This is a genomic window from Staphylococcus kloosii (assembly GCF_032139365.1).
Classification (GTDB): Bacteria; Bacillota; Bacilli; order Staphylococcales; family Staphylococcaceae; genus Staphylococcus; species Staphylococcus kloosii_A.
Genome location: NZ_JAVTDB010000003.1, coordinates 49766 through 62647 on the forward strand (window position 1 = coordinate 49766; position 12882 = coordinate 62647).

Genomic DNA, 12882 nt, shown 5'->3' on the forward strand with positions numbered 1-12882 from the left:
AATTTAATAATTCTTAAGCCTTTAAAAGTAATTGGTTGTTATGTATAATTAAACACATAATATAGTACTGGTTGAAAAACAACGCTACTATATGTTGTGTTTTTAAACAGTATTAATAATTGTAAAAATACAAATTTACAAACTAATTATTATGAAAATTTAGTGGAAACATGACAAATTAAGGTTTTTAAAGCACTTAATTGTTCCATATATAGACAGTTTTTAGTTAATTACACTATATATTGTGTTTGCCATATAAGTTTTGTGTTTGAAAAACGTTAGTGTGAGTTAACGTTTTATTTTTAAATGTTCAATGTTGATTTAGAAAGAAGGTGTACCAATGAAAGTTGTATTCTTTTCATTTTCGGGTAATGTCAGAAGATTTATCAACAAAGCAGAAATAACAAACACGATGGAAATTACACAAACGAATTGTTCAGAACGTATTGATGAACCTTTCATTTTGGTCACTGGGACAATAGGATTTGGCGAGATCCCTCAACCAGTACAGTCATTTTTAAATACAAACGGCGACTTGTTAAAAGCCGTAGCCGCAAGCGGAAATCGTAATTGGGGCCAAAATTTTGCCAAAGCCGGACGAAGTATAGCTGAAAGCTATCAAGTACCGTTATTAATAAAGTTTGAAGTACAAGGGACATCTAATGATGTAGAACAATTTAAGGATAAGGTGGGGCAATTCTATGAAGACTATAGACGAGAAGAAATACAATCATATTGAATTAAATAATGAAGTGACTAAACGGAAAGAGAATGGCTTTTTTAATTTAGAAAAAGATCAAGAAGCCTTAGCTGTATATTTAGAAGAAATTCAAGATAATACAATTTATTTTGAAACTGAACTTGAACGTCTGCATTATTTAGTAGATAATGATTTTTATTTTGATGCTTTTGAAAAATATTCAGAGGCAGAACTAGAAGAAGTGACAGAATACGCACGTAGCTTCGACTTCAAATTTGCTAGTTACATGTCTGCAAGTAAATTTTTTAAAGATTATGCGTTGAAAACAAATGATAAACAACAATATTTAGAAGACTACAACCAACACGTGGCAATCGTTTCTTTATATTTAGCGAATGGTGACAAAAAGACTGCGAAGCAATTCATCTCAGCGATGATTGAACAACGTTACCAGCCCGCAACACCTACATTTTTAAATGCTGGACGTGCGCGTCGTGGTGAACTTGTTTCTTGTTTCCTACTAGAAGTAGATGACAGCTTGAATTCTATTAACTTTATCGATGCTACAGCTAAACAATTAAGTAAAATTGGAGGCGGTGTTGCAATTAATTTATCTAAATTACGTGCGCGTGGAGAAGCAATCAAAGGTATTAAAGGTGTAGCAAAAGGCGTACTACCAGTTGCTAAATCACTAGAAGGTGGTTTTAGTTATGCAGACCAACTTGGGCAACGTCCTGGTGCAGGTGCAGTATACTTAAATATTTTCCATCATGACGTAGAAGAATTTTTAGATACTAAAAAAGTAAATGCTGACGAAGACTTGAGACTATCTACAATTTCAACTGGTTTAATCGTTCCCGCTAAATTTTTTGAACTAGCTAAAGAAGGTAAAGACTTCCATATGTTTGCACCACATACGATATACAATGAATACGGGGTAACGCTAGATGATATCGATTTAGATGCTTATTATGATGAACTTGTAGCTAATCCTAATGTGGACAAAAAGAAAAAAGATGCGCGTGAAATGCTAAATACAATCGCTCAAACTCAATTACAATCAGGTTATCCTTATTTAATGTTTAAAGACAACGCCAATAAAGTCCACGCTAACTCTAATATTGGCCAAATTAAAATGAGTAACTTATGTACCGAAATTTTCCAATTACAGGAAACTTCTATAATTAACGATTATGGTACCGAAGACGAAATCAAACGTGACATTTCATGTAATTTAGGTTCATTAAACATCGTTAATGTGATGGAATCTGGTAAATTTAGAGATTCTGTACACACTGGTATGGACGCATTAACGGTTGTGAGTGATGAAGCAGATATTAAAAATGCGCCAGGAGTAAGAAAAGCTAACAGTGAATTACATTCAGTTGGTCTGGGTGTTATGAACTTACATGGTTATTTAGCGAAAAATAAAATTAATTACGAATCAGAAGAAGCTAAAGATTTTGCCAATACATTCTTTATGATTATGAACTATTATTCTCTTGAACGTTCAATGGAAATAGCTAAAGCACGTGGCGAGGTATACAAAGACTTTGATAAATCAGATTACGCTAACGGAAAATATTTTGAATTTTACACTTCTCAATCATTTAAACCAAAATATGACAAAGTTAGTAGATTATTTGATGGTTTAGAAATACCAACACCTGAAGATTGGAAAGCACTACAACAAAAAGTCGAAACACATGGTTTATTCCATGCTTATCGTCTAGCGATTGCACCAACGCAAAGTATTTCTTACGTACAAAATGCGACAAGTTCTGTAATGCCAATCGTTGATCAAATTGAACGTCGTACTTATGGTAATGCTGAAACATTTTATCCTATGCCTTTCTTATCACCAGAAACAATGTGGTATTACAAATCAGCGTTCAATACGGATCAAATGAAACTGATTGATTTAGTTTCTACTATACAAACTCACGTAGACCAAGGTATTTCTACTATTTTATATGTGAATTCCGAGATTTCTACACGTGAACTTTCTAGATTATATGTATATGCACACCATAAAGGCCTTAAATCACTATATTATACACGTAATAAATTATTAAGTGTTGAAGAGTGTACAAGCTGTGCAATTTAACTAAGCATTAAGAAATGACCACAAGCAATGGTGCAGGGATTAGATCATTTACTAATCTCTGCATATCATTGTTTATTTTAAAAAATAGATTGGAGCATTAAACTTATGAAAGCAGTCAATTGGAATACGCAAGAAGATATGACGAATATGTTTTGGCGCCAAAACATCTCGCAAATGTGGGTTGAAACTGAATTTAAAGTATCAAAAGATATCGCAAGTTGGAAAACATTAACAGATGCTGAAAAAGACGCTTTTAAAAAGGCTCTAGCTGGTTTGACAGGATTGGATACACATCAAGCTGATGATGGTATGCCACTAATTATGCTACATACGACGGATTTACGTAAGAAAGCCGTTTATTCATTTATGGCTATGATGGAACAAATTCATGCTAAAAGCTATTCACATATATTTACGACATTACTACCGTCTAGCGAAACTAACTATTTATTAGATAAATGGGTTATTGAGGAACCACATTTAAAATTTAAATCAGATAAAATTATTGCAAACTATCACAAGTTATGGGGAAAAGAAGCCTCAATTTTTGATCAATATATGGCACGTGTTTCAAGTGTGTTTTTAGAGACATTCTTGTTCTATTCAGGTTTCTATTATCCACTATATCTAGCTGGACAAGGACGCATGACAACATCTGGCGAAATTATTCGTAAAATTTTATTAGATGAATCTATTCATGGTGTATTCACTGGTATGGATGCTCAAAGTTTACGTAATGAGTTATCAGAAAGTGAAAAGCAGCAAGCAGATCAAGAAATGTATAAATTGCTAGATGAATTATATAAAAATGAAGTGTCATATACACATGGACTTTACGATGACATTGGGATTGCAGAAGATGTATTAAATTACGTAAGATATAACGGTAATAAAGCATTATCAAACTTAGGTTTCGAACCATATTTCGAAGAACGTGAATTTAACCCAATAATTGAAAATGCGTTAGATACTTCAACAAAAAATCATGATTTCTTTTCAGTTAAAGGTGATGGTTATACTTTAGCGTTAAACGTTGAAGCGTTAAAAGATGAAGATTTTATTTTTGAAGACTAAATGAAATTATTATAAGGGAGCGGGACAAAAATCTTATTTTTATAAGAACATTTTGTAGACCTGCTTCCTTTTTTTAGTTAAGCAAAAAGGTTAGGTTATCCATTTAAGGAAGCCTAACCTTTTAATATTTAAATTACAAAATAAAGATGATAATGAAACTTACAGCGATTGTTAAAATGCGCGTTACAATTTGGGCATGTTTCTGTCATCATATATTCATTTATTGTAAGTTCGTGTCTACAAACGCCACATAGTATCGCTTGTTGGTCAAACTCAGTTGACTCCCAGCGTACTATTCGATGTGATTCATGTTCGTTATGACATTTATAACAAGGATAATATTTATCGCAACATTTAAATTTAATAGCGATGACATCTAATGGTGTTTGATAGTGTATACATCTTGTTTCATCGTCTACTGTAGAACCATATACTTTAACCATACAATGTCTCCTATTAATTTATGGGATGTTCACCAATTATTCTAACTTCAGGGTTAAGTTCAATATCGAACTTAGCTTTGACGGTTTGTTGGACATAATGAATAAGATTTTCGTAATCAGTTGCAGTTCCGTTATCTACATTAACCATAAAGCCGGCATGTTTCGTAGAAACTTCAACACCACCGATGCGATAGCCTTGTAGGTTGGAATCTTGAATTAATTTTCCTGCGAAGTGACCTGGTGGTCTTTGGAAAACACTGCCACAAGAAGGATACTCTAATGGTTGTTTAGATTCACGGCGATCCGTTAAATCATCCATCTTGCTTTGGATTTCTGTTTTGTCGCCAGGCGTAAGTGAGAATGAAGCCTCAAGGACGACTAAATTTTGTTTTTGTACAATACTATTACGATAGTCTAATTCTAGTTCATTAGTTGTTAGCGTAATAAGATCGCCTTGTTCATTAACGCATAATGCATAATCAATACAATCTTTTACTTCGCCACCATAAGCGCCAGCATTCATAAATACAGCGCCTCCGATTGAGCCAGGTATACCACATGCAAATTCTAAACCTGTAAGTGAATGATCTCTTGCTTTACGTGAAACATCAATTATAGCAGCACCACTACCAGTAATAATGACATTATCTGACACTTCAATATGATCTAATGACAATAAACTTATAACGATGCCTCTAATGCCGCCTTCTCGAATAATAATATTAGAACCATTACCTAAATAAGTCACGGGTATGCTATTTTTATATGCGAAACGCAGAATTGCTTGTACATGTTCGTTAGAAGTTGGAGTTAAATAATAATCTGCTTTACCTCCAGTTTCTGTATAAGTGTAGCGTTTGAGCGGCTCGTCAACTTTGATAATACTTTCAGGAACAAGCGCTTCTAGTTCTTTTAAGATAGTATCTTTATGCACTACTAGAACATCCTTTCTGAATGAATTCATTTATTTATTATAGCAACTATTAACTAAATATGCTAAATTGTAACGCATTATTTTATAGTAATAATTATATAGTTAGACTTAATTGTAAAGGCTAAAATTATTTTTTAGTTATTTGTTGATATAAAGTAGAGAAGACTTGCTGTTTTTGATTTTCATACGCACGTATGGTTACTACATTATTTAATATTTCTTGTTTACGCTGCGCAAATGACATTGCTACACTTTGATCATTAGATAAGTAATCATTCATCGTTAAATATTGTTCGAATATATCGCTATCTTGTTGCAATATATGTAAGCGAACAAGTTGTTTTAAATCAATTAAATTATTAAATTTTGCCATAAGGACTTTCTTTTTATATGAGTGATGTAATCTGTAAAAACCTTCATAATTTAAACGTTTTTCATCTAAAGCAGTAATATCATGTAAGTTATTTACGCCAACTAAAATATCTAAAATAGGTTCAGTTGCATAATTAAAATGACTGGTACCACCGATATGATATGTAGATTTAACTGGTGAATCTAATAAATTAAATAACACAGCTTGAATCTCTTTATATTGTTGTTTAAAATCTGGATTGTTAGACAAAGTTATAAGTGGTTGAACGTTGCTATACATATACAATCATAGCTCCTTTGTATGCTGTTAAGGAATGAGTAAATTCTGAAATAATATATCATATATCATTTTCAAGTTAAATATGTTTATGTATAATACGAATAATAAGGAGTGCGAAGATGAAAAAAATCATAAGTTTAATCTTATTTGCCTGTCTCATTTTTATACTAAGTGCTTGCGGTAATAAACATGATGATAATTTTAAAGACTTTCAATCGTCATTAAATGAATCGAAAAGTAAAGAACATGAAGTAAAAAAGACACTTAATAAAATACATATCGAAAAATTAGATTCATTAAGAAAAACGGATACTACAGATGAAAATAAAAAAGAAATTAATGATATACAAAATGAAATTAATAGTGATTTAGTACCTAAAATAAAAGCGTATGAAAAGTCTACAAATGATCTTAAAGCTAAGACGAGTGAATTAAAAGGATTAAAGAAAACGTATAAGAAAGATGTAAAAAAACAAGTTTATGCGTTGAACGAACTTAAAAGATTTGTTGATTTATGTAATCAATCTATTAAGGCTAACGAAGACATATTAGATTACACTAAATTATTTGAAAAAAATAGATCTATCGTTGAAAATAATATGAAAACAGCCGAAAAATCAGGTGATAGTACCGATGTAGCAACGATTACTAAAAAAATAGAAGATAATAATAAAGAATTAAAACAAACAGCAGTAAAGAGTACGCAAACTTCAAATCCAAAAGAAATAAAAGCGTCAATTAACAATGACATTATGCCGCTAATTAATAAACAAATTAAAGATTTGAATCAAACAAATATTAGTGATGAACACGTTAACGCAGCGCGCAAACATACGATAGAAATGTACTATAGTTTACAAAACTACTATGAAACGAGAGAAGAGACTTTAGATATTGGTCAAAAATTATCGACAATTGATTACAAACAATTGCCTAAAGAAGGTAAAGATTTAGATAAATATCAGGATGATTTCGCTAAAGAATTCAAAAAAATAAAGTCTAAATACAATTAAATAACTTTTAAATAGGTGGTTAACAACAAAAAGTTATTTGTGTATAATGGGAAGCGTTGATATGAAAATATCTTATAACTTACACACTGTTATTCAGTAACGGTGCGTTAAATCTTTTTAGAGGTGAATAGAATGGCTATAAAGCTGAGTTCGATTGACCAGTTTGAACAAGTCGTCAATGAAAATAAATATGCTTTTGTGTTTAAGCATAGTGAAACATGCCCAATATCAGCAAACGCATATGATCAATTCAATAAATTTTTATATGAAAGAGATATGGATGGATACTATTTAGTAGTCCAACAAGAACGTAAATTATCCGATTATATTGAAGAACAAACACAAGTGAAACACGAATCACCACAAGCGTTTTATTTCGTAGATGGAAAAGCAATATGGAGTGCGAGTCATGAACAAATTAATGTTTCATCATTAGCTAAAGCAGAAGAATAAAAATCACATAATCATTAAACTTTGCTTGTTATGTCTTACTAAATCATTTAGTGGCTAACAAGCTTTTTCTTTTGATGTGAAATATTTTGATACTACATGTATAATATAACAATGAACTTATCAATATAGATAACAGTTAAATTAATGCAAATAACAACCAATAAATTAGTAAGTTAATAGTTGGATAACAAGATAGTAGAAAAATAATAAAAGTGCAACTATGTTAAATATGAGGTGACAAAAATGAAAGTATTAGTAGCTATGGATGAATTTAATGGAATAATTTCTAGTTATCAAGCCAATAGATATGTGGAAGAAGCAATTGCTAATAAAATACCAAAAGCTGACATCGTTCAAGTGCCATTGTTTAATGGACGCCATGAATTAATGGATTCGGTATTTTTATGGCAATCAGGGACGAAATATAGAGTGACGGCACACGATGCAGATATGAATGAAGTAGAAGCAGTTTATGGCATTACAGATAATAATATGACGGTTATTGAAGGGAATTTATTCCTCAAAGGTCATAAGCCTACACGTGAACGATCTAGTTATGGTATGGGAGAAGTGATTGCTGATGCTTTAAATAATCAATCGGAACATATCATTATCTCTTTAGGTGGCATAGATAGCTTTGATGGCGGTGCAGGTATGTTACAAGCATTAGGCGTTAAATTTTATGATGATGAGGCAGTAGAAGTCGATACGCGTCAAGGTACACATATTTTAAAACAAATACGCAGTGTTGACTTTTCTAATATACATCCCCGCTTAAAAAACGTAAATTTCCAGTTGATGTCAGATTTTGATAGTAAATTATATGGTAAGAAAAGTGAAATTATGCAGATTTATGAAGCGAAGCATATGCGTCGCGAAGAAGCGGTTGAGATTGATAATTTAATTTGGTATTTCAGTGAAATTTTAAAAGGGGAGTTACATAGTGCTATTGGTTTAGTAGAGCGTGGTGGCGCTGGTGGCGGTATCGCTTCTCTTTTAAGTCACTTGTATCAAGCTGAAATATTAACGAGTCATGAACTCGTAGATCAACTCACGCATTTAGAATCATTAATTGAACAAGCGGACTTAATTATTTTTGGTGAAGGTGTGAATGAAGATGACCAGTTGTTAGAAACAACAACGATTCGTATTGCTGAATTAGCGACGAAACACCAAAAGCCAGCTATTGCTGTCTGTGCAACGAGTGATAAATTTGATCAATTTGAAACGATGGGTGTTACGGCTATGTTTAATACATTTATTGAAATGCCAAAAAGTTACACTGATTTTAAAATGGGTATTCAAATTAGACATTATACGATACAAGCTCTGAAATTATTACAAACCCCATTTAATGTTAAGTAAATGATAACTATATAAATACGAAAACACTTTAAATGATGTCAGACATGATATCATTTAAAGGTTTTTCATATTGTGTTATTTTCACTAAATTAAGAAAATATAAAGAAGCGTCAAACACAATAGCGTTTGACGCTTCTTTTGAATTAAAACACTTTACGTGATTAACTTTATTCATTACTGCTCATCGTAGTAATGAACTACTTCTGCAGCAATATTCACAATCACGGATACTGCTTGTTCCATAACATCGATAGAAGCATATTCGAATGGACCATGGAAGTTAGCACAACCAGTAAAAATGTTTGGCGTAGGTAATCCTTTATAAGATAATTGTGAACCATCTGTACCGCCACGAATAGGTTCAGTGTTAGGTTCGATATTTAATTTTGCAAAGACTCTTTTTGGAATGTCAATAACGTGTGGATTAGGTTCGATTTTTTCACCCATATTATAATATTGATCCTCGATTGAAACTTGGACTGGCTCGTTTTCATAATGAGCGTTAATGTTATCTGCAATTTCAAGCATTTGCTTTTTACGTAATTCAAATTGTTGGTGATCGTGGTCACGAATAATGTATTGCAGTGTAGCTTTTTCTACGTCGCCATTAAATTGCATTAAATGATAAAATCCTTCATATCCTTCAGTTCTTTCTGGAACTTCATTTTGAGGTAATAAAGCATTAAATTGATTGCCAAGTAAGATGGCATTAATCATAGCGTTTTTAGCTGAACCAGGATGTACATTTACGCCATGTGTTGTCACAACAGCCGAAGCAGCATTGAAACTTTCGTATTGTAATTCACCTAATTCACTACCGTCCATTGTATAAGCAAAATGCGCATTGAATTTTTCAACATCGAACTTATGAGGGCCGCGACCAATTTCTTCATCAGGTGTAAATCCGACGCGAATACGGCCGTGCTTGACTTCAGGGTGTGTAATTAAATATTTTAATGCTTCCATAATTTCTACGACACCGGCTTTATCATCAGCACCTAATAACGATGTGCCATCAGTTACCATTAATGTATGTCCTTCAACTTTGCGCATAGCAGGGAAAGTATCTTGACTTAACACTCGATTTGTATGACCTAATTTAATCGGTTGACCGTCATAATCTTCTATAATCTGAGGATTTACGTTAGTTGCGTTAAAGTCAGGTGATGTATCGACATGAGCTAAAAATCCAACTGTAGGTAAATCATAAGCAACATTGCTTTCTAACGTTGCAAATAAATAACCATTGTCGTCTAATTCTGTTGTAAGACCGAAATCTTGTAATTCTTGCTCTAATAAATGTAATAAATCCCATTGTTTGTCAGTTGATGGCGTATTTTCAGATTCTGGATTAGATTGAGTGTCAATTTGGACGTATCGTTTTAATCTTTCTATTATTTCTGATTTCATTTTTGCACCCCTTAAGCTCTGTTATTTATATCATAAGACTTTTTATATGTTTTGCCCTTCATTTTACCATAATATTGCTTGATTCGCGTATATATGTAATACAATATTTCTGCACATAATATACCGAAAGCAATAGCGCCAGAAATAAGCGTTACTTCTAGAAACGTGTTCACGGCATGTGTATAGTTATTTGAAACAAGCAATCTTGTTGCTTCATAAGCTAAACCACCAGGTACAAGCGGAATAAGTCCAGGTACGATAAATATAATTACCGGTCGTTTATAACGACGGCTCATTGTATGACTCATGACGCCTAATATTAAACTTCCTAAAAAAGCTGCCATTACTTTACCGAGGTCTGCATCAAGTGTAAATTTATAAATAATCCAACCCATGGCGCCAACAAATCCACATGCCAATAATAGGCGACGAGGCGCATTAAAGATAATGGAGAAGAGCGTCGTGGCTATGAAACTAATAACAAATTGACTTAAATAATATAGCAAAACCATGATTCATTCCTCCTTAAAATATCAATAATACGATTGCTACACCTGCACCTATAGCAAAAGCAGTAAGCGCCGCTTCAACGCCACGTGACATACCGGCTAATAATTCACCAGCTAATAAATCACGAATCGCGTTGGTAATTAAAATACCGGGGACTAACGGCATTACACCGGCAATGGTTATCGTATCTTGGTTTAATGCGAATCCCAATTTTGTACAAACGGCACCAAATGTAATGACGACTGCAGCACTAATAAATTCGGAGAAGAATTTAATCTGAATGAATTTTTGCACGAAGCCAAAAGTTAAAAAGGCTAGTGCGCCGGCGATAGCTGCAAATATAAAATCATGTGCAACGCCACCAAACATAAATAAGAAAAATCCACAAGCAATCATTACGGCAAAAAATTGTGTGTAAAATGAATATTGTAAAGATGAACGATGTAATTCAATAAGTTCATTTTTAGCTTCATCAATCGTTATTTCATTATTTGAAATTTTACGCGATAAACTATTAGTTAGCGCAATTTTTTCTAAATCTGTAGTTCGCTCTCTTATACGAATTAATCTCGTATTTGTACGATTATTTAACGAAAAAATAATAGCAGTGGAAGTTACAAAGCTATATGTATCTTCAAGGCCATAACTTGCGGCCATGCGATTCATTGTATCTTCGACACGATAAGTTTCAGCACCGCTTTCAAGTAGTATTCTACCTGCAATAAGCACTAGGTCAATCACTTTATTTTCATCAATAATGGTGATTGATTCGGACATTGATGCCACCTCCAACTTGGATAATAGAACAATTGAAAGTTTACAACCTCTCTACACAACTTTCAATAGTCAACAACAAGGTTATAATCTTTATTCAGTAGTTAAAAAACTTAATATTGATATTGTACCCTAAAAAAACAGCAATCCATATAATAAATAATGAATTGCTGTTTCCGGAATTATAATTTAACGATAGGATTAAACATGACTTGATTGCGTCCTTCTTTTTTTGCTACATGTAGCATATCATCTGCATCTTTGAATACTTTGCGTTGAGATTTATAATCATCCTTTGTTAAAAATCCAACGCCGATAGAAACTGACAGTTTAATAACTGCTTTATCTGGTAAGTGGAATGATGATTGTTCCACACCCGTACGAATTGATTCACTTAATTTTACACATTGATCTAAGGTATAGTCTCTAAGTACAATTGAAAATTCTTCTCCGCCGTTACGGTAAATTTTAAAATGCTGTGGCACATAGTTTATAAGTAACTGTGCCATTTGTCTTAGCACTGCATCCCCAGCTTTATGGGAATATTGATCGTTTACATCTTTGAAGCCATCTATATCAATAAGTAATAAACCTAAACTTTCGTTATTTTGTTCAGCTATGCTTGAGATCTCATTTAAATGTCTATCAAACTCTTTAACATTGCCTAATCCAGTTAAATAATCAATACTATCTTCATGCTCATATCTGTTAACTAATGAGAAGAAATGCCAAATATCAACAAAGGTAATAGACGATGTTAACGTTAAAACGAATGAAATCGGTATTAAGAACAATACTTCCATTAATTCAACATAAGGACTAATCAAAGCTAAAATTAAGTAGATAATTAAACTGATCCCATTTAGAATTTGTACTGCCATGATGTCACTTTGTTTTAAAAATGGACCTATAGTACTTACGATAATCGCAATAACAATTAAAATGATGCCACTTATGATCGAATGGTCGAAAATAAAAATATTAACCAATGACACGATAACCGCTGCGGCAACTGTATATACAGCATTCGTATATCTTCCTATAAATAGTAATGGCACAAAAGTTAATTCGAGATAATAGGTATTAAATAATGGAATAGGATAAGCTGATAGTAATAACGCTAAAATAGTCATTAATACGGATACATATTCTTTAGAAAAAACCATAATTTTGTTTTCTGAGTATTGTAGCCGGTGGAATAAATAAATACCAGCTACTGTAACTGCAATATTATAAACAATAGCTTCAAACATTAATTTTTTACGCTCCTTTAAAAAGACACTTTGTTATTGTAAGTGAAAACTTACATTTTGTCATTAATATTCCTGCAATTTCATAACATGGCATTATTTTCATGTTAAATGAACTTTGTGAATGATATAATAAATTAAACTAAAAATAATTTGATAATAGACATTAAGAATATTTTTATTTTTTTCTAGTTACA

General features: G+C 32.3%; 13 protein-coding genes. 6 read left to right on the plus strand and 7 right to left on the minus strand.

The window, feature by feature from the left end:
* Positions 1-340 precede the first annotated feature (340 nt).
* The 3 genes from nrdI (at position 341) to nrdF (ending at position 3881) form a co-directional block, all read left to right on the plus strand.
* Complete coding sequence (nrdI, locus tag RPL90_RS00410) at positions 341-739, plus strand: class Ib ribonucleoside-diphosphate reductase assembly flavoprotein NrdI (protein ID WP_313541348.1); 399 nt, start codon at positions 341-343, stop codon at positions 737-739.
* Entirely contained in the window at positions 702-2807 is a 2106-nt protein-coding gene (gene nrdE / locus RPL90_RS00415; protein WP_313541350.1) for a class 1b ribonucleoside-diphosphate reductase subunit alpha, read from the plus strand. Before nrdI ends, nrdE begins: the two co-directional genes overlap by 38 nt.
* Before the next feature lie 105 nt (positions 2808-2912).
* A complete protein-coding gene (nrdF, locus tag RPL90_RS00420; RefSeq protein ID WP_313541352.1) occupies positions 2913-3881 on the plus strand; it encodes a class 1b ribonucleoside-diphosphate reductase subunit beta in 969 nt (322 codons plus the stop codon).
* A 128-nt stretch (positions 3882-4009) separates the two neighbouring features.
* Here nrdF and RPL90_RS00425 read toward each other — a convergent pair whose 3' ends face one another.
* From RPL90_RS00425 to RPL90_RS00435, 3 genes are all read right to left on the minus strand, one after another.
* Positions 4010-4324: a CHY zinc finger protein gene (locus RPL90_RS00425; protein ID WP_313541353.1), complete on the minus strand. Its 315-nt coding sequence runs from the start codon at positions 4322-4324 to the stop codon at positions 4010-4012.
* Positions 4325-4337: 13 nt separating this feature from the next.
* Complete coding sequence (murB, locus tag RPL90_RS00430; RefSeq protein ID WP_313541355.1) at positions 4338-5288, minus strand: UDP-N-acetylmuramate dehydrogenase; 951 nt, start codon at positions 5286-5288, stop codon at positions 4338-4340.
* 97 nt (positions 5289-5385) lie between these two features.
* Positions 5386-5910, minus strand: a complete 525-nt coding sequence (locus tag RPL90_RS00435) for a GrpB family protein (RefSeq protein WP_313541357.1) — start codon at positions 5908-5910, stop codon at positions 5386-5388.
* A 119-nt stretch (positions 5911-6029) separates the two neighbouring features.
* Here RPL90_RS00435 and RPL90_RS00440 point away from each other — a divergent pair, with 119 nt between their 5' ends.
* The 3 genes from RPL90_RS00440 (at position 6030) to RPL90_RS00450 (ending at position 8741) form a co-directional block, all read left to right on the plus strand.
* Complete coding sequence (locus tag RPL90_RS00440) at positions 6030-6923, plus strand: EMYY motif lipoprotein (protein ID WP_313541359.1); 894 nt, start codon at positions 6030-6032, stop codon at positions 6921-6923.
* Between the two features lie 132 nt (positions 6924-7055).
* Positions 7056-7376: a bacillithiol system redox-active protein YtxJ gene (gene ytxJ / locus RPL90_RS00445; protein ID WP_313541360.1), complete on the plus strand. Its 321-nt coding sequence runs from the start codon at positions 7056-7058 to the stop codon at positions 7374-7376.
* Positions 7377-7619: 243 nt separating this feature from the next.
* Positions 7620-8741, plus strand: a complete 1122-nt coding sequence (locus RPL90_RS00450) for a glycerate kinase (RefSeq protein ID WP_313541362.1) — start codon at positions 7620-7622, stop codon at positions 8739-8741.
* A gap of 174 nt (positions 8742-8915) precedes the next feature.
* On the opposite strand, the gene pepT is transcribed toward RPL90_RS00450, so the two are convergent.
* The 4 genes from pepT to gdpS form a co-directional block, all read right to left on the minus strand.
* Positions 8916-10151 (minus strand): peptidase T, encoded by a 1236-nt coding sequence (gene pepT / locus RPL90_RS00455; protein ID WP_313541364.1) that lies wholly within the window; start codon positions 10149-10151, stop codon positions 8916-8918.
* Between the two features lie 11 nt (positions 10152-10162).
* On the minus strand, positions 10163-10657 hold the full coding sequence (locus RPL90_RS00460) for a threonine/serine exporter family protein (RefSeq protein ID WP_061855521.1): 495 nt from the start codon (positions 10655-10657) through the stop codon (positions 10163-10165).
* A gap of 19 nt (positions 10658-10676) precedes the next feature.
* Entirely contained in the window at positions 10677-11438 is a 762-nt protein-coding gene (locus RPL90_RS00465) for a threonine/serine exporter family protein (RefSeq protein ID WP_313541366.1), read from the minus strand.
* A 179-nt stretch (positions 11439-11617) separates the two neighbouring features.
* Positions 11618-12688: a GGDEF domain-containing protein GdpS gene (gdpS, locus tag RPL90_RS00470; RefSeq protein WP_313541368.1), complete on the minus strand. Its 1071-nt coding sequence runs from the start codon at positions 12686-12688 to the stop codon at positions 11618-11620.
* Positions 12689-12882 lie beyond the last annotated feature (194 nt).

Bases quoted from the DNA above. Each gene is read 5' to 3' on its own strand.
- nrdI (WP_313541348.1), top strand. From the start codon at position 341: ATGAAAGTTGTATTCTTTTCATTTTCGGGTAATGTCAGAAGATTTATC.
- nrdE (WP_313541350.1), top strand. From the start codon at position 702: ATGAAGACTATAGACGAGAAGAAATACAATCATATTGAATTAAATAAT.
- nrdF (WP_313541352.1), top strand. From the start codon at position 2,913: ATGAAAGCAGTCAATTGGAATACGCAAGAAGATATGACGAATATGTTT.
- RPL90_RS00425 (WP_313541353.1), bottom strand. From the start codon at position 4,324: ATGGTTAAAGTATATGGTTCTACAGTAGACGATGAAACAAGATGTATA.
- murB (WP_313541355.1), bottom strand. From the start codon at position 5,288: ATGAATTCATTCAGAAAGGATGTTCTAGTAGTGCATAAAGATACTATC.
- RPL90_RS00435 (WP_313541357.1), bottom strand. From the start codon at position 5,910: ATGTATAGCAACGTTCAACCACTTATAACTTTGTCTAACAATCCAGAT.
- RPL90_RS00440 (WP_313541359.1), top strand. From the start codon at position 6,030: ATGAAAAAAATCATAAGTTTAATCTTATTTGCCTGTCTCATTTTTATA.
- ytxJ (WP_313541360.1), top strand. From the start codon at position 7,056: ATGGCTATAAAGCTGAGTTCGATTGACCAGTTTGAACAAGTCGTCAAT.
- RPL90_RS00450 (WP_313541362.1), top strand. From the start codon at position 7,620: ATGAAAGTATTAGTAGCTATGGATGAATTTAATGGAATAATTTCTAGT.
- pepT (WP_313541364.1), bottom strand. From the start codon at position 10,151: ATGAAATCAGAAATAATAGAAAGATTAAAACGATACGTCCAAATTGAC.
- RPL90_RS00465 (WP_313541366.1), bottom strand. From the start codon at position 11,438: ATGTCCGAATCAATCACCATTATTGATGAAAATAAAGTGATTGACCTA.
- gdpS (WP_313541368.1), bottom strand. From the start codon at position 12,688: ATGTTTGAAGCTATTGTTTATAATATTGCAGTTACAGTAGCTGGTATT.